This window comes from Streptococcus sp. LYSM12 (assembly GCF_004569635.1).
GTDB lineage: Bacteria > Bacillota > Bacilli > Lactobacillales > Streptococcaceae > Streptococcus.
Map to the genome: position 1 here is coordinate 19,386 of NZ_SPOZ01000020.1, position 15,843 is coordinate 35,228.

Annotated in this window: 20 protein-coding genes; all 20 read left to right on the forward strand. The window is 42.2% G+C overall.

Annotated features, from left to right (window positions below; genetic code table 11):
• Window positions 1-31 precede the first annotated feature (31 nt).
• The 20 genes from purH (at window position 32) to rpsQ (ending at window position 15,837) form a co-directional block, all read left to right on the forward strand.
• Window positions 32-1,579, forward strand: a complete 1,548-nt coding sequence (gene purH, locus E4T79_RS07575; RefSeq protein WP_135029145.1) for a bifunctional phosphoribosylaminoimidazolecarboxamide formyltransferase/IMP cyclohydrolase — start codon at window positions 32-34, stop codon at window positions 1,577-1,579.
• Between the two features lie 615 nt (window positions 1,580-2,194).
• The gene (purD, locus tag E4T79_RS07580; protein ID WP_135029147.1) at window positions 2,195-3,454 is read left to right on the forward strand and encodes a phosphoribosylamine--glycine ligase; all 1,260 of its coding nucleotides are present in this window, start codon (window positions 2,195-2,197) and stop codon (window positions 3,452-3,454) included.
• Between the two features lie 9 nt (window positions 3,455-3,463).
• Window positions 3,464-3,955: a 5-(carboxyamino)imidazole ribonucleotide mutase gene (purE, locus tag E4T79_RS07585; protein ID WP_135029149.1), complete on the forward strand. Its 492-nt coding sequence runs from the start codon at window positions 3,464-3,466 to the stop codon at window positions 3,953-3,955.
• Entirely contained in the window at window positions 3,942-5,018 is a 1,077-nt protein-coding gene (gene purK / locus E4T79_RS07590; RefSeq protein ID WP_135029151.1) for a 5-(carboxyamino)imidazole ribonucleotide synthase, read from the forward strand. Before purE ends, purK begins: the two co-directional genes overlap by 14 nt.
• A gap of 21 nt (window positions 5,019-5,039) precedes the next feature.
• Window positions 5,040-5,183 (forward strand): hypothetical protein, encoded by a 144-nt coding sequence (locus tag E4T79_RS11080; RefSeq protein ID WP_167752653.1) that lies wholly within the window; start codon window positions 5,040-5,042, stop codon window positions 5,181-5,183.
• Window positions 5,184-5,419: 236 nt separating this feature from the next.
• Window positions 5,420-5,740, forward strand: coding sequence for a hypothetical protein (locus E4T79_RS07600; RefSeq protein WP_135029153.1), 321 nt, complete (start codon window positions 5,420-5,422; stop codon window positions 5,738-5,740).
• A 367-nt stretch (window positions 5,741-6,107) separates the two neighbouring features.
• Window positions 6,108-7,400 carry an adenylosuccinate lyase gene (purB, locus tag E4T79_RS07605; protein WP_135029155.1) on the forward strand — a complete coding sequence of 431 codons (1,293 nt, stop codon included), beginning with the start codon at window positions 6,108-6,110 and terminating at the stop codon, window positions 7,398-7,400.
• A 357-nt stretch (window positions 7,401-7,757) separates the two neighbouring features.
• Window positions 7,758-8,756 (forward strand): Holliday junction branch migration DNA helicase RuvB, encoded by a 999-nt coding sequence (ruvB, locus tag E4T79_RS07610; RefSeq protein ID WP_135029157.1) that lies wholly within the window; start codon window positions 7,758-7,760, stop codon window positions 8,754-8,756.
• Window positions 8,757-8,763: 7 nt separating this feature from the next.
• Window positions 8,764-9,375 (forward strand): HAD-IA family hydrolase, encoded by a 612-nt coding sequence (locus E4T79_RS07615; RefSeq protein ID WP_135029160.1) that lies wholly within the window; start codon window positions 8,764-8,766, stop codon window positions 9,373-9,375.
• Between the two features lie 1,218 nt (window positions 9,376-10,593).
• Complete coding sequence (rpsJ, locus tag E4T79_RS07620; protein WP_067087606.1) at window positions 10,594-10,902, forward strand: 30S ribosomal protein S10; 309 nt, start codon at window positions 10,594-10,596, stop codon at window positions 10,900-10,902.
• A gap of 190 nt (window positions 10,903-11,092) precedes the next feature.
• Window positions 11,093-11,719: a 50S ribosomal protein L3 gene (rplC, locus tag E4T79_RS07625; RefSeq protein ID WP_135029162.1), complete on the forward strand. Its 627-nt coding sequence runs from the start codon at window positions 11,093-11,095 to the stop codon at window positions 11,717-11,719.
• A 24-nt stretch (window positions 11,720-11,743) separates the two neighbouring features.
• Entirely contained in the window at window positions 11,744-12,367 is a 624-nt protein-coding gene (rplD, locus tag E4T79_RS07630; protein WP_135029164.1) for a 50S ribosomal protein L4, read from the forward strand.
• Window positions 12,367-12,666 carry a 50S ribosomal protein L23 gene (locus E4T79_RS07635; RefSeq protein ID WP_135029166.1) on the forward strand — a complete coding sequence of 100 codons (300 nt, stop codon included), beginning with the start codon at window positions 12,367-12,369 and terminating at the stop codon, window positions 12,664-12,666. Before rplD ends, E4T79_RS07635 begins: the two co-directional genes overlap by 1 nt.
• A gap of 17 nt (window positions 12,667-12,683) precedes the next feature.
• On the forward strand, window positions 12,684-13,517 hold the full coding sequence (rplB, locus tag E4T79_RS07640; protein ID WP_135029168.1) for a 50S ribosomal protein L2: 834 nt from the start codon (window positions 12,684-12,686) through the stop codon (window positions 13,515-13,517).
• A gap of 95 nt (window positions 13,518-13,612) precedes the next feature.
• Window positions 13,613-13,894 carry a 30S ribosomal protein S19 gene (gene rpsS, locus E4T79_RS07645; protein WP_000533766.1) on the forward strand — a complete coding sequence of 94 codons (282 nt, stop codon included), beginning with the start codon at window positions 13,613-13,615 and terminating at the stop codon, window positions 13,892-13,894.
• A gap of 15 nt (window positions 13,895-13,909) precedes the next feature.
• Complete coding sequence (gene rplV, locus E4T79_RS07650) at window positions 13,910-14,254, forward strand: 50S ribosomal protein L22 (protein WP_135029170.1); 345 nt, start codon at window positions 13,910-13,912, stop codon at window positions 14,252-14,254.
• A gap of 12 nt (window positions 14,255-14,266) precedes the next feature.
• Window positions 14,267-14,920: a 30S ribosomal protein S3 gene (rpsC, locus tag E4T79_RS07655; RefSeq protein ID WP_135029172.1), complete on the forward strand. Its 654-nt coding sequence runs from the start codon at window positions 14,267-14,269 to the stop codon at window positions 14,918-14,920.
• A 3-nt stretch (window positions 14,921-14,923) separates the two neighbouring features.
• Window positions 14,924-15,337 (forward strand): 50S ribosomal protein L16, encoded by a 414-nt coding sequence (rplP, locus tag E4T79_RS07660; protein ID WP_067087620.1) that lies wholly within the window; start codon window positions 14,924-14,926, stop codon window positions 15,335-15,337.
• Between the two features lie 9 nt (window positions 15,338-15,346).
• Entirely contained in the window at window positions 15,347-15,553 is a 207-nt protein-coding gene (rpmC, locus tag E4T79_RS07665; protein ID WP_135029174.1) for a 50S ribosomal protein L29, read from the forward strand.
• Window positions 15,554-15,576: 23 nt separating this feature from the next.
• Window positions 15,577-15,837 (forward strand): 30S ribosomal protein S17, encoded by a 261-nt coding sequence (gene rpsQ / locus E4T79_RS07670; RefSeq protein WP_000440801.1) that lies wholly within the window; start codon window positions 15,577-15,579, stop codon window positions 15,835-15,837.
• Window positions 15,838-15,843: the final 6 nt, after the last annotated feature.

Genomic DNA, 15,843 nt, shown 5'->3' on the forward strand with positions numbered 1-15,843 from the left:
TAGTAACAAATAAGAAACAAAAGGAGAAACCATGACAAAACGCGCATTAATCAGCGTATCTGATAAAGTGGGCATTATAGAGTTTGCCCAAGAATTGAAAGCCCTTGGTTGGGAGATTATTTCAACGGGTGGGACTAAGACTACCCTTGATAATGCAGGGGTTGAGACCATTGCAATCGATGATATTACAGGTTTTCCAGAAATGATGGATGGACGTGTCAAGACGCTTCATCCTAAGATTCATGGAGGATTGTTGGCGCGTCGTGATGTCGATAGTCATTTAGAGGCAGCACATGACCATGCGATTGGATTGATTGATTTGGTTGTTGTCAATCTTTATCCTTTTAAGGAGACAATTCTTCGTCCAGATGTCACCTATGATTTAGCAGTGGAAAATATTGATATTGGTGGTCCCTCCATGCTTCGTTCGGCAGCGAAGAATCATGCGAGTGTAACTGTTGTAGTGGATCCTGCAGATTATGCGGTAGTGCTTGATGAACTAAAGGCAGGTGGTGAGACCGCCTATGCTACCCGTCAACGTTTGGCAGCTAAGGTCTTCCGTCATACTGCTGCTTACGATGCCCTTATTGCAGAATATTTTACAGGTCAAGTGGGAGAAACAAAACCAGAGAAGCTGACATTGACGTATGATTTAAATCAGGCCATGCGCTATGGGGAAAATCCACAGCAGGATGCTGATTTTTATCAAAAAGCAATTCCCACAGCTTATTCGATTGCATCAGCTAAACAATTAAATGGAAAGGAGCTCTCTTTCAATAATATTCGTGATGCGGATGCTGCGATTCGGATTATTCGCGATTTCAAGGAGCGACCAACTGTTGTTGCATTAAAACATATGAATCCATGTGGTATTGGGCAGGCAGAGGATATTGAACGTGCATGGGATTATGCCTATGAAGCAGATCCAGTTTCTATCTTTGGAGGCATCGTCGTTCTTAACCGTGAGGTAGATGCAGCTACTGCAGAAAAAATGCATCCGATTTTCTTGGAAATTATCATTGCACCAAGCTATTCGGCAGAAGCGCTAGCAATTTTAACCAATAAAAAGAAAAACTTGCGGATCCTTGAATTACCATTTGATGCGCAAGCAGCAAGCGAAGTAGAGGCAGAATATACAGGTGTTGTTGGAGGTTTATTGGTTCAGAACCAAGATGTCGTTGTTGAAACTCCGAATGATTGGACGGTTGTTACTAAGCGTCGACCAAGTGAGCAGGAAGAGGTAGCACTTGAATTTGCGTGGAAAGCAATTAAGTATGTGAAGTCAAATGGTATCATTATTACGAATGATAAGATGACCCTCGGTGTTGGTCCCGGGCAAACCAATCGTGTAGCTTCCGTTAAGATTGCTATTGAGCAAGCCAAAGACCGGCTTGACGGAGCTGTCCTTGCTTCAGATGCTTTCTTCCCATTTGCAGATAATGTTGAAGAAATTGCGGCTGCAGGTATTAAGGCCATTATCCAACCTGGAGGCTCCGTTCGTGATCAAGAATCTATTGATATGGCGGATAAATACGGTCTAACGATGGTCTTTACCGGTGTGAGACATTTTAGACATTGATGGTTGGAAATAGTAAAGTGAGGTTGGAACAAAAGTACCGAAATACCAAAGTTTTATAGGATGAACAGTTTGAGGTAGTAGGTATCGGATTTGTAAAATGTTGGGTATATGAACATTTTATAAGTTTCGTCAATCTTGTGGAGGTGAGACTGTAAAATTGATTGTTGTCTCCCTCCTATTTTTGTGGTAGGAGTGCGAAGTAAGACATAGAGGAAATCTTGGACGGGAGGGTAAGTCGGTAGAAGGAGAATACAATGGCTTCATGAGGTGCATAATAGTTTATCTTTTGTTGCTTTGTTAACTCGTCTTGTGTTGTACTTCAGTACTACCTACGATGCGTTGCCTATTTATTAAAAATAAATGGGACGACTATAGCAGTGACTTAGTGTAGCAATAATCGTAATAAACAAGGTAGGGAAGGGATTAAAAATGTCCAAGTGTATGGTTGAATCATTTTATTCTTAACAAAGGTTCCAATCCTATAGGTGTTTAGGATTTTTCTTTCTTTATCGTTCGGAAATGGAATGAAAAAATATCTATTTTATAGATTTTATAGATAAAAACGAATGATTTTGATACAATATCTTTATAAAATACGTTTTTAGAGGTGTAGAGATGAGGCTATTAGTTGTTGGCTTGGGTGGTCGTGAACACGCGATTGCAAAGAAGTTGTTAGAATCAAAAGGTGTTGAGAGGGTCTTTGTTGCTCCTGGAAATAGCGGGATGTTGGCAGATGGTATAGAGTTGGTCAATATTGGTATTTCCGAACATTCTAGGTTAATCGCATTTGCGCAAGAAGAAAAGATTGATTGGACCTTTGTAGGGCCAGATGATGCCTTGGCAGCAGGTTTGGTTGATGATTTTGAAGCAGCCGGTTTACTTGTTTTTGGTCCTAGAAAAAATGCGGCAGAGTTGGAATGGTCTAAGGACTTTGCCAAATCAATTATGGTGAAATATGGCGTACCGACAGCGCGTTATGAAACCTTTTCTGATTTTGAAGCGGCCAAAGCCTACATTGAAGCCCAGGGAGCGCCTATTGTAGTTAAGGCGGACGGCTTGGCACTCGGAAAAGGCGTTGTAGTTGCTGCTACAGTGGAAGAAGCAATAGCTGCGGCTTACGACATGCTCCTTGCTAATAAATTTGGTGACAGTGGGGCGCGCGTGGTTATCGAAGAATTTTTAAGTGGAGAGGAATTTTCCCTTTTTGCCTTTGTGAATGGTGAGGACTTTTATCTCATGCCGACAGCGCAGGATCACAAGCGTGCTTTTAATGATGATAAAGGACCAAATACAGGTGGTATGGGGGCTTATGCTCCAGTTCCTCATTTACCAGCTAGTGTAATTGAACAGTCTGTGGAAGAGATTATAAAGCCTATCTTGAAAGGAATGACGGCAGAAAGTCGTCCCTATCTTGGGGTACTGTATGCAGGCTTGATTTCGACAGCTGAAGGTCCTAAGGTTATTGAGTTCAATGCTCGTTTTGGAGATCCTGAAACGCAAATCATTCTTCCGCGTCTGACATCTGATTTTGCAAAAAATATTACTGATTTGCTGGCAGGAAAGACTCCGACCTTTACCTGGCTAGAACATGGTGTGACGTTGGGGGTTGTGGTTGCAAGCGAGGGGTATCCATTGGAGTATGAAAAAGGAGTGCGATTGCCAGCAAAGACCAGTGGAGAAATTGAAACCTACTACGCGGGTGCTGCGTTAAATGCGAAGCAAGAGTTGGTCTCAAGTGGTGGTCGTGTCTATATGCTTGTTACCACGCAGGAAACCGTTTCACAAGCACAGAAAGTAATCTATCAGCAGTTGGAAAAGCAGGATACGACAGGTATGTTTTACCGGACAGATATTGGTAATAAAGCGGTTCGATAAGGAGAAAATATGACACAAACACTTGTATCACTCATCATGGGTTCCATTTCGGACTGGGAAACCATGAAAAAAGCAGCGCAGATTTTGGATGAATTTGGTGTTGGCTATGAAAAGAAAGTCGTTTCTGCCCATCGAACGCCTGATTTGATGTTTGAACATGCAGAAAAAGCTTACGCACGGGGAATCAAGGTTATTATTGCAGGTGCAGGTGGCGCAGCGCACTTGCCAGGAATGGTGGCTGCTAAAACAACACTGCCAGTCATTGGGGTGCCTATTAAATCGCGTGCTTTAAGCGGGCTTGATTCGCTTTACTCCATTGTTCAGATGCCTGGCGGTGTGCCTGTTATGACCATGGCGATTGGGGATAGTGGAGCGACTAATGCAGGTTTGTCTGCAGTGAGGATTTTGGCGCTTAAAAACCCAGATTTGAATAGAAAATTGATGGAATTTGCTGAAAAGCAAGGAAAAATAGCAGAGGAGTCAAGTCATGACCTTATCTAAGACAATTGGGATTATAGGTGGTGGACAGCTGGGACAGATGATGGCTATTTCAGCTATTTACCGCGGGCATAAAGTCATCACGCTTGATCCAGCAGCAGATTGCCCAGCTTCCCGAGTGAGTGAGGTCATCGTGGCAGATTATACAGATGTGGAAGCCTTACGTATCTTGGCTGAACGTTGTGATGTTCTGACCTATGAGTTTGAAAATGTGAATGCAGAGAGTCTTGATGCAGTTGCAGATAAAGTACTCTTACCTCAAGGAACGAATCTTCTTCGAATTGCCCAAAATCGAATTGCGGAAAAAGATTTTTTGCTAAAAGCAGGTGTAGCCCTAGCTCCTTATCAGGTAGTGGCTTCAAGCCTTGATTTGGTGGACTATGATTTTTCGTTGACACGAGTGCTGAAAACGGCTACAGGTGGCTATGACGGTCATGGTCAAGTGGTCATTCGTGATGAGGAAAGTCTCGCGCAAGCAAAAGTATTGGCAGACCAGACGGACTGTGTTTTAGAAGATTTTGTACCGTTTGATATGGAAATTTCAGTCTTGGTTTCAGGAAATGGTCGGGAACTGACCGTCTTTCCTATTCAAGAAAATATTCATCGCAACAACATTCTTTCTAAAACCATTGTCCCAGCTCGTATCTCTGAACAGTTGGCAGACAAAGCTATTCAAATGGCCTGTAAAATTGCCACAGATTTGCAACTTTTTGGTACACTATGTATAGAGATGTTTGTAGCTGGGGAGGAAATTCTCGTCAATGAACTTGCGCCTCGCCCCCATAATTCAGGTCATTATAGTATAGAGGCCTGCAATTTTTCTCAGTTTGATACCCATATTTTGGGCATCCTAGGCGAGCCCTTGCCGGACATTCAGCTTCATGCACCAGCTGTTATGCTCAATGTTCTGGGTCAGGATATGGAAGCAGCAGGGGACTTTGTTGCACAACATCCACAAGCCCATCTTCATCTTTATGGAAAAGCAGAAGCTAAGCACAATCGGAAAATGGGACACGTGACGGTGTTGGGGGAAGAGGTGAATTTGATTAAAGAATTTTTAGGTTAGTTCAGCCTAAGGAGGATTGGTATGATGCAGATTCCATGGATTGTGTTACTGTTGCCATTATTGGTTTGGAGTGCAGTGATTGCTACAATTGTCTATCTTTTTCGTTGCTTACATCGCATTATTCGATTGCTAGAAGAGATAAAAGAGCAGTACAAGAAAGACTAAAGGAGGAAGTTTGGATGGTTCAGAGTATTGTTCAGACTTTCATTGAAGGGGAAAAGTTGGTGTAGTTGAGGCGTTTTGCTTATTCGGAACCAGCAGTCTCCAAATGATTACCTGGCTGTATATGATGTTCTCTTGGATATAGATGTGACGATACTGTCTCACGATTCATCCGTTGAAATGGGAAAAGAGAAGTTTTCAAGTTGGCTAAGCCTAAGAAGGATTTTTAAGTAGGGGATATGATAGATTTTATTTTACTAATAACGCTTGCTTATTTAGGATGGAGTATCAATGACAAGTTTGCTAAGCTAACAAAAAGGATTTACAAATTAGGACGACAAGAAAACGGGGGATGTGAGATGTCGCAATTGCTAAAAGAACTAGAAGGCGAGCAATGTAAGTTTCAATTTGATGATATTGTGAATTATGATTATTTGTATTCCGTCTTGGAAGTTGACGAAGAATGGGTAAAGTTACGGCATACAGATAAAAAAGGAAACTCAATTGTTAAAATTGTCCGAATTGATACTATCAAGGAAATTGAGATAGTAGAACAATAATTTTTAGGAAATTTAAAAATAACTTGGTGGGAATTGGGTTAAGTAGCTATGATAAAAAATCTTGCATAGCGGGGTTGACTTTATTCAGTCGGTTCTTTAGGCAACATTTCAATTTTTAGTGGCTAAGATGAATTGTAAGGAATTATCAGAGGTTTTTTAAAAGGAAACAAATGAAATTAAGAATGCTGTGTTCTGGAAATTGAATGCAGTCAGAATAAAAAAAGAAAGGAAGGAGGGCACCGTATTCACTGAACTGAATACGGGCTACGGACTGGGCGAAAAAGATAAATTTTGTTCGAGCGCGAGTCGCTCATCTCAAAATTTCCTATTTTCGTTGTGTCCGCTTAACGCCCTTAATATCTTAATTATGTTAGAACGTTACACACGTCCTGAAATGGGCGCAATTTGGACAGAGGAAAATAAGTATAGGGCTTGGCTTGAGGTGGAAATCTTGGCCGATGAGGCCTGGGCTGAGTTGGGGGAGATTCCCAAGGAAGATGTAGCGAAAATTCGTGAACATGCAGGGTTTAACATTGACCGTATTTTGGAAATTGAGCAAGAAACGCGTCACGATGTCGTGGCCTTTACTCGTGCGGTTTCTGAAACCCTCGGTGAGGAGCGCAAGTGGGTGCACTATGGCTTGACCTCGACTGACGTGGTGGATACGGCTTATGGTTATCTCTACAAGCAGGCCAATGATATCATTCGTGAGGATTTGCGTCGCTTTACGGATATTGTCGCAGACAAGGCGCGTGAACATAAGTATACGATTATGATGGGGCGTACCCACGGGGTGCATGCGGAGCCGACGACCTTCGGGCTGAAATTGGCTACTTGGTACAGCGAAATGAAGCGCAATATCGAGCGCTTCGAGCGTGCTGCTGAGGGCGTAGAAGCAGGAAAAATCTCTGGTGCGGTTGGAAATTTTGCCAATATTCCACCATTTGTGGAAAGTTATGTCTGTAAAAAGCTAGGCATTCGTCCACAGGAAATTTCTACGCAGGTTCTTCCACGTGACCTTCATGCAGAATACTTTGCTGCGCTTGCGACCATTGCGACTTCTATTGAGCGCATGGCAACGGAAATCCGTGGCCTACAAAAATCTGAGCAGCGAGAGGTCGAAGAGTTCTTTGCCAAGGGGCAAAAAGGGAGCTCTGCTATGCCTCATAAACGCAACCCAATCGGATCTGAAAACATGACCGGGCTTGCGCGTGTGATCCGTGGACACATGGTAACTGCGTTTGAAAACGTAGCCCTCTGGCATGAACGGGACATTTCGCATTCATCGGCAGAGCGGATTATCACGCCGGATACGACCATTTTGATTGACTATATGCTTACCCGTTTTGGAAACATCGTGAAAAACTTGACAGTATTCCCAGAAAATATGAAGCGGAATATGGAATCAACATTTGGCTTGATTTACAGTCAGCGTGCGATGTTAGCCTTGATTGAAAAAGGCATGACGCGCGAAGAAGCCTATGATTTGGTGCAGCCAAAAACGGCCTACGCTTGGGACAATCAGACGGCTTTCAAACCGTTACTTGAGGCAGATGAAAAGGTGACAGAGCGCCTCAGCCAAGCAGAAATTGACGAACTCTTTGACCCGTCTTACTATGCTAAACGAGTAGACGATATCTTTGAGCGCGTGGGATTATAGAAAATAGTAACGCAGTGATTGCTTCAACGGCTATTATGTCGTTGAAAGTCAGAAATGAAACGCTGTTTCCTTTTTCAAGGGAACAGACTAAAAACTTCCACTGGAGCTTTTCACTCATATTTGTTCATTTTTTACGCTTCCAATCTAGCCTCTACGACTGATGCGAACGAGTTCGCTTCATTTCCAACCTCCAACAGTCACTACTCTGACTATTGGAGCTATGCGGCGGAGGGAGTGAAACAGGTCTATTCCCAGACCGTTTTAGCCCAAACCTAGAATGTAGGAAGTGAGAAAAAATCGAACTCTTTTCTCTGCCTGTCGCATTCTTTCCCGCTCCCTTTATGATATAATAAAACCATGAATAGAATAGTCGATACAGAACAACTAGGCGATGAGGAGTACGTAGAGCGTACCCTGCGCCCGCAGAAATTAAATGAATATATCGGTCAGGACAAGGTGAAGGAACAGCTGAAAATTTTTATTGAGGCTGCTAAGATGCGAGATGAAGCCTTGGATCATGCCTTGCTGTTTGGTCCTCCGGGTTTGGGGAAAACCACCATGGCCTTTGTTATCGCCAATGAACTTGGGGTCAATATCAAGCAGACCAGCGGACCAGTGATCGAAAAGGCTGGAGATTTGGTGGCGCTACTCAATGATTTGGAGCCTGGAGATGTCCTGTTTATTGATGAAATTCATCGCTTGCCAATGGCAGTAGAGGAGATTCTCTATAGTGCTATGGAAGACTTTTACATTGACATTATGATTGGGACAGGAGAAGCTAGTCGGGCGGTGCATTTGGATTTACCACCTTTTACTCTTATTGGTGCGACAACGCGTGCTGGTATGTTATCCAATCCCCTGCGTGCTCGCTTTGGCATTACAGGTCACATGGAATACTATACCCTGCTTGATCTAACAGAAATTGTCGAGCGTACGGCAGATATTTTTGAGATGGAAATTACCCATGAAGCGGCTATTGAATTGGCACAGCGTTCTCGCGGAACCCCTCGTATTGCCAATCGCTTGTTAAAACGTGTACGGGATGTTGCTCAGATTATGGGCGATGGGTTGATTGATGATACCATTACTGACAAGGCATTGACGATGCTGGATGTCGACCGCGAGGGTCTTGATTATGTTGATCAGAAGATTTTACGCACCATGATTGAAATGTACGGTGGTGGTCCTGTCGGCTTAAATACACTTTCGGTCAACATTGCAGAGGAACGCGAGACTGTTGAGGACATGTATGAACCCTATCTAATTCAGCAAGGTTTTCTGATACGGACCAGAACTGGACGTGTTGCGACAGCTAAAGCCTACGAACACCTGGGCTATGAGTATATAAAGGAGTAGAGTGTCAATGAAAAGGGCCTTTATTTGGGATTTAGACGGAACCCTACTTGATTCCTACGATGCGATTTTATTGGGCTTAGAAGAAACGTATCAGCACTTCGGTTTGCTCTTTAATCGTGAAGAAATCAAAGCCTTTATTTTACGTTATTCAGTGAAAGAATTACTCAGCCAATTATCGGAGCAAGAACAAATACCCCTGGAAGAGTTGAATGCTGTCAGAGCCAATTCCTTGCGTGAAAAAAATGCTCAAATTCGCCTGATGGAGGGAGCAAGAGATATTCTTAATTGGGCCCAGGAAGCAGGGATTGAACAATTTGTCTATACCCACAAAGGGGACAATGCCTTTGCTATTTTGAATGAATTAGAGATTTCCCGATATTTTGTAGAGATATTGACAGGTGATTCCGGTTTTGCAAGAAAGCCTCATCCAGAAGCTATTCTCTATCTCATGGATAAATATGAACTGTCTCCGGAAACGACTTATTATATGGGGGATCGTTTCCTCGATGTTGAAACGGCTCAAGCGGCAGGGATAAGGAGTTTTAACTTAAATGTTGAAACTTTTGGCAATAATACTCAGATTGATGTTCTTCTTATGATAGGAGAGGTTCTCGGTTAGGATTGTTTTATGAGAACCTTGAAAGAGGCAGTTTTTCTCTACTTCTTAGAGTTCACTCCAACATCTCAGCGCAGTGGTTGATTACTTCAACTGCTATACATAGTTGACCGTTGGAAATGAAATGCTGTTCCTTTTCTTTCAAGGGAACAGACTAAAAACCTCTACTGGAGCTTTTTACTCAAATTTGTTCACTTTTTAAGCTCCAAATCTGCTAACCAACTGTGAGATGAGAGTGAAATGCGCTATTTCCAGACCGTCTTAGCCTGAACCTAGAGTGTCAGAAGCGAGGAAAACCCGTCTATCTGTCGCGTTCTTTCCCGCCCATAACGTTTTATAGATGAACATCTGTTGTGCTAGGTTATGGCGAAGCCCGTTGATTTCACAGCATTCGGCATTACCTCTTGAGCGGTGCCCCAAGGATTATAAAAGAGGGGAGAGGATAGCTGATACGGTGGGCATATGAATGGTTTGATTTATCTATTAATGAACATAATCCACTGAACTATAGTAACCTACGTCTAGAATGAAAACGCAGGCTGGCGTCCATTTCCCCAGAAATTTGGGACACCAGTCTTAAATTCTAGTAATGGAATTCCAAAGAGGGAGCTGAGCAATGCCAAATAGAATGATTGCTCCTAGCAGAAAAGGTTTAACATCCACGTTTGAACGAACTTGATGTTAAGCCTTTTGATTTTCGACGAGAATCCCTACTATCTTCGTCTTAGAGGGGGGAGCTTTTTTATCGGTATCCCCAATCTTTCACGGTATAGCCGTTTCGTTTCTTTTTAGTACTAGGCAACGAGACGCAGGTAGTTGAAATAGTTGATAACTATTTCAAGTGACAGATAAGAAAAGTGTAACTTTTCTCAATGGTACAGCAAGACGAGTTAACGAGTAATAAAAACTATAAACTAAATGACTATAAAGGGGATTATGAAAGTCGATTCATAGGGTAGGAGGTGACTTTTTTATTCGTAAAAATATCTATTTTTGTTTTGGAATTTCGGTGAGATTCCATTCGACTATTATTTTTAAAAAAATCGAAAAAATGCTTGCATTGCCTGCTAGAATCTGATAGACTATTCTAGTGCCGTAAAAAATACGGTCTTAGCTTTGATGCAAGAGGTTGCGATACGCTCGGTTGCATTGCCACGCAATCGCTGTCGGTTTTCTTGTGGAGCTAGCCTATTATCTTAAATAGACGAAAAGGAGAAAAAGATGGCAAATAAAAAAATCCGCATCCGCTTAAAAGCGTACGAACACCGTACACTTGATACAGCAGCTGCAAAAATCGTAGAAACTGCAACACGTACAGGTGCAAGCGTAGCTGGTCCAGTTCCACTTCCAACTGAACGTAGCCTCTACACAATCATTCGTGCGACTCACAAGTACAAAGATTCTCGTGAGCAATTCGAAATGCGTACTCACAAACGTCTTATTGACATCGTGAATCCAACGCAAAAAACGGTTGACGCTCTTATGAAGCTTGATTTACCAAGTGGCGTGAACGTAGAGATTAAACTGTAATCATAGCACAATCGAACACAGGCTAAACTCTTTGCAAAAAAGATAGATTGCCTTGCGAGCTTTGCTCGCTGCATCAATCTCCTATATTTTGCTGCGAGTTCTTAACGCCTCTTGTATCTTGTGTTTGAGCATAAAAAACGCTCGTTAAAAACTTTTTAAACTATAAAATAAGAAAAGGAATATTTTTCTCATGACAAAAGGAATCTTAGGGAAAAAAGTGGGAATGACTCAAATCTTCACTGAAACTGGTGAATTTATCCCTGTAACTGTCATCGAAGCAACTCCAAACGTTGTTCTTCAAGTGAAAACTGTTGAAACAGATGGATACAATGCAATCCAAGTTGGTTTTGATGACAAGCGTGAAGTATTGAGTAACAAACCTGCCAAAGGCCATGTAGCAAAAGCTAACACAGCTCCTAAGCGCTTCATTCGTGAATTTAAAAACATTGAAGGCTTGGAAGTAGGTAGCGAAATCACAGTTGATACTTTCGTAGCTGGAGATGTTGTTGATGTAACGGGTACATCTAAAGGTAAAGGTTTCCAAGGGGTTATCAAACGCCATGGTCAATCACGTGGTCCGATGGCTCACGGTTCACGTTACCACCGTCGTCCAGGTTCAATGGGACCTGTTGCGCCAAACCGTGTTTTCAAAAATAAACACTTGGCAGGACGTATGGGTGGCAACCGTGTGACAATTCAAAACCTTGAAATTGTACAAGTTGTTCCAGAAAAGAACGTTATCCTTATCAAAGGGAATGTACCAGGTGCTAAGAAATCTCTTATCACCATCAAATCAGCAGTAAAAGCTGGTAAATAATAAGGAAAGGGGAAATCAGTCATAATGGCAAACGTAACATTATTTGACCAAACTGGTAAACAAGCTGGTGAAGTAGTTCTTAACGATGCGATCTTTGGTATTGAACCAAATCAAGCGGTTGTATTTGATGTCATCATCAGCCAACGTGCAAGCCTTCGTCAAGGAACTCACGCAGTTAAAAATCGCTCAGCGGTTTCAGGTGGCGGACGCAAACCATGGCGTCAAAAAGGAACTGGACGCGCTCGTCAAGGTTCTATTCGCTCACCACAATGGCGTGGCGGTGGCGTAGTCTTTGGACCAACTCCACGTTCTTATGCCTACAAACTTCCACAAAAGGTTCGTCGCTTGGCACTTAAATCTGTTTACTCAGAAAAAGTTGCTGAAAATAAATTTGTAGCTGTTGACAGCCTTTCATTTACAGCTCCAAAAACTGCTGAATTCGCAAAAGTTCTTGCAGCATTGAGCATTGATTCAAAAGTCCTTGTTATTCTTGAAGAAGGTAATGAATTTGCAGCTCTTTCAGCACGCAATCTTCCAAATGTGAAAGTTGCAACTGCTACAACTGCAAGCGTTCTTGACATTGTAAATGCAGATAAACTTCTTGTAACTCAAGCAGCTATCTCTAAAATTGAGGAGGTTCTTGCATAATGAATTTGTATGATGTTATCAAAAAACCTGTCATCACAGAAAGCTCAATGGCTCAGCTTGAAGCAGGAAAATATGTTTTTGAAGTTGACACTCGTGCTCATAAACTTCTTATCAAACAAGCTGTAGAAGCAGCCTTTGAAGGAGTGAAAGTGGCAAATGTTAATACCATTAACGTAAAACCTAAAACAAAACGCGTAGGACGTTATGTAGGTCGTACAAGCAAAGTGAAAAAAGCAATCATCACATTGACTGCTGATTCAAAAGCAATCGAATTGTTTGCTACAGCTGATGCTGAATAATCAAAGGAGGAATTAACGTGGGAATTAAAGTTTATAAACCAACTACAAATGGCCGTCGTAACATGACTTCTTTGGATTTCGCAGAAATCACAACAAGCACTCCTGAGAAATCATTGCTTGTTTCTCTTAAGAGTAAAGCTGGTCGCAACAACAACGGTCGTATCACAGTTCGTCACCAAGGTGGCGGTCACAAGCGTCACTACCGTTTGATTGATTTCAAACGTAACAAAGATGGTATCGAAGCAGTTGTTAAAACAATTGAATACGATCCAAACCGTTCCGCTAACATCGCTCTTGTACACTATACAGACGGTATTAAGGCATATATTATCGCTCCTAAAGGTCTTGAAGTCGGTCAACGCATCGTCTCAGGTCCAGAAGCAGATATCAAGGTCGGTAATGCACTTCCACTTGCTAACATTCCAGTCGGTACTGTTATCCACAATATCGAATTGAAACCAGGACGCGGTGGTGAATTGGTTCGTGCAGCAGGTGCTTCTGCGCAAGTGCTTGGTCAAGAAGGTAAATACGTTCTTGTTCGTCTTCAATCAGGTGAAGTTCGTATGATTCTTGGAACTTGTCGTGCCACAATTGGTGTTGTTGGAAATGAGCAACATGGACTTGTGAACCTTGGTAAAGCAGGACGTAGTCGTTGGAAAGGTATCCGCCCAACCGTTCGCGGTTCTGTAATGAACCCTAACGATCACCCACACGGTGGTGGTGAAGGTAAAGCACCAGTTGGTCGTAAAGCACCATCTACTCCATGGGGCAAACCTGCTCTTGGACTTAAAACTCGTAACAAGAAAGCGAAATCTAGTAAACTGATTGTTCGTCGTCGTAACGAGAAGTAATCTGTTACAAGTAATATAAGCATATCCGCCAGCTCGGTAGCCTTGCTTTGCAGGGCAGGCCGCTGTGGTAATAGTTTAAAGGAGAAAATAGTAAAATGGGACGTAGTCTTAAAAAAGGACCTTTCGTCGATGAGCATTTGATGAAAAAAGTTGAAGCTCAAGCAAACGATGAAAAGAAAAAAGTAATTAAAACTTGGTCACGTCGTTCAACGATCTTCCCAAGTTTCATTGGTTATACAATCGCAGTTTATGATGGACGCAAACATGTACCTGTTTATATCCAAGAAGACATGGTAGGTCACAAACTTGGTGAATTTGCACCAACTCGTACTTACAAAGGTCACGCTGCTGACGACAAGAAAACACGTAGAAAATAATAGGAGGAACACATAATGGCAGAAATTACTTCAGCTAAAGCAACTGCTCGCACAGTACGTGTTTCACCTCGTAAATCACGTCTTGTCTTGGATAACATCCGTGGCAAAAGCGTAGCCGATGCAATCGCAATCTTGAAATTTACTCCAAACAAAGCAGCAGGTATTATTGAAAAAGTATTGAACTCTGCAATTGCTAATGCCGAAAATAACTTTGGTTTGGAAAAAGCAAACTTGGTAGTAAGTGAAGCTTTCGCAAACGAAGGACCAACACTCAAACGTTTCCGTCCACGTGCAAAAGGTTCTGCTTCACCAATCAACAAACGTACAGCTCACATCACTGTAGTTGTGGAAGAAAAATAAGGAGGTAAAAACGTGGGACAAAAAGTACATCCAATTGGTATGCGTGTTGGCATCATCCGTGATTGGGATGCTAAATGGTATGCTGAAAAAGAATACGCGGATTACCTTCATGAAGATCTTGCAATCCGCAACTTTATCAAAAAAGAATTGGCTGAAGCATCCGTTTCAACTATCGAAATTGAACGCGCTGTAAACAAAGTGATCGTAAGTGTTCACACAGCGAAACCAGGTATGGTTATCGGTAAAGCTGGTAGCAATGTTGATTCACTTCGGGCACAATTAAATAAATTGACTGGCAAACAAGTTCATATCAACATCATCGAAATCAAGCAACCTGATTTAGACGCACATCTTGTTGGTGAAACAATCGCTCGTCAATTAGAACAACGTGTGGCATTCCGTCGCGCTCAAAAACAAGCAATCCAACGCACAATGCGTGCAGGAGCAAAAGGGATTAAAACTCAAGTATCTGGACGTTTGAATGGTGCTGATATTGCCCGTTCAGAAGGATACTCAGAAGGAACTGTTCCGCTTCATACACTTCGTGCGGATATCGACTATGCTTGGGAAGAAGCACTTACAACATACGGTAAGCTTGGTATTAAAGTATGGATTTACCGTGGAGAAGTTCTCCCAGCTCGTAAGAACACTAAAGGAGGTAAATAACCAATGTTAGTACCTAAACGTGTTAAACACCGTCGTGAATTCCGTGGAAAAATGCGCGGTGAAGCTAAAGGTGGAAAACAAGTAGATTTCGGTGAATATGGTCTTCAAGCGACAACTAGCCACTGGATCACAAACCGTCAAATCGAAGCAGCTCGTATCGCGATGACGCGTTATATGAAACGTGGTGGTAAGGTTTGGATTAAAATCTTCCCACACAAATCATACACCGCTAAAGCTATCGGGGTACGTATGGGATCTGGTAAAGGGGCACCTGAAGGTTGGGTAGCACCGGTTAAACGTGGCAAAGTAATGTTTGAAGTAGCTGGCGTTTCAGAAGAAATCGCACGCGAAGCATTCCGCTTGGCTAGCCACAAATTACCAGTTAAATGCAAATTCGTAAAACGTGAAGCAGAATAAGGAGAAGACATGAAACTTAATGAAATAAAAGAATTTGTTAAAGAACTTCGTGGACTTTCTCAAGAAGAACTTGCAAAGCGCGAAAATGAATTGAAGAAAGAACTCTTCGAACTTCGATTCCAAGCTGCAGCTGGTCAACTTGAGCAAACTGCTCGTTTGAACGAAGTTAAAAAGCAAATTGCACGTATCAAAACGGTGCAATCAGAAGTGAAATAATAGATTGGGAAAGGAGAATTTCAATGGAACGCAATAATCGTAAAGTTCTTGTTGGACGTGTTGTATCTGACAAAATGGACAAAACCATCACAGTTGTAGTTGAAACAAAACGTAACCACCCAGTCTATGGTAAACGTATTAACTACTCTAAAAAGTATAAAGCTCATGATGAAAACAATGTTGCTAAGGAAGGCGATATCGTACGTATCATGGAAACTCGTCCGCTTTCAGCTACAAAACGTTTCCGTCTTGTAGAAGTTGTGGAAGAGGCAGTTATCATTTAATCAACC

Coding starts and splice junctions, on each gene's coding strand:
- purH (WP_135029145.1), top strand. CDS start 32: ATGACAAAACGCGCATTAATCAGCGTATCTGATAAAGTGGGCATTATA.
- purD (WP_135029147.1), top strand. CDS start 2,195: ATGAGGCTATTAGTTGTTGGCTTGGGTGGTCGTGAACACGCGATTGCA.
- purE (WP_135029149.1), top strand. CDS start 3,464: ATGACACAAACACTTGTATCACTCATCATGGGTTCCATTTCGGACTGG.
- purK (WP_135029151.1), top strand. CDS start 3,942: ATGACCTTATCTAAGACAATTGGGATTATAGGTGGTGGACAGCTGGGA.
- E4T79_RS11080 (WP_167752653.1), top strand. CDS start 5,040: ATGATGCAGATTCCATGGATTGTGTTACTGTTGCCATTATTGGTTTGG.
- E4T79_RS07600 (WP_135029153.1), top strand. CDS start 5,420: ATGATAGATTTTATTTTACTAATAACGCTTGCTTATTTAGGATGGAGT.
- purB (WP_135029155.1), top strand. CDS start 6,108: ATGTTAGAACGTTACACACGTCCTGAAATGGGCGCAATTTGGACAGAG.
- ruvB (WP_135029157.1), top strand. CDS start 7,758: ATGAATAGAATAGTCGATACAGAACAACTAGGCGATGAGGAGTACGTA.
- E4T79_RS07615 (WP_135029160.1), top strand. CDS start 8,764: ATGAAAAGGGCCTTTATTTGGGATTTAGACGGAACCCTACTTGATTCC.
- rpsJ (WP_067087606.1), top strand. CDS start 10,594: ATGGCAAATAAAAAAATCCGCATCCGCTTAAAAGCGTACGAACACCGT.
- rplC (WP_135029162.1), top strand. CDS start 11,093: ATGACAAAAGGAATCTTAGGGAAAAAAGTGGGAATGACTCAAATCTTC.
- rplD (WP_135029164.1), top strand. CDS start 11,744: ATGGCAAACGTAACATTATTTGACCAAACTGGTAAACAAGCTGGTGAA.
- E4T79_RS07635 (WP_135029166.1), top strand. CDS start 12,367: ATGAATTTGTATGATGTTATCAAAAAACCTGTCATCACAGAAAGCTCA.
- rpsS (WP_000533766.1), top strand. CDS start 13,613: ATGGGACGTAGTCTTAAAAAAGGACCTTTCGTCGATGAGCATTTGATG.
- rplV (WP_135029170.1), top strand. CDS start 13,910: ATGGCAGAAATTACTTCAGCTAAAGCAACTGCTCGCACAGTACGTGTT.
- rplP (WP_067087620.1), top strand. CDS start 14,924: ATGTTAGTACCTAAACGTGTTAAACACCGTCGTGAATTCCGTGGAAAA.
- rpmC (WP_135029174.1), top strand. CDS start 15,347: ATGAAACTTAATGAAATAAAAGAATTTGTTAAAGAACTTCGTGGACTT.
- rpsQ (WP_000440801.1), top strand. CDS start 15,577: ATGGAACGCAATAATCGTAAAGTTCTTGTTGGACGTGTTGTATCTGAC.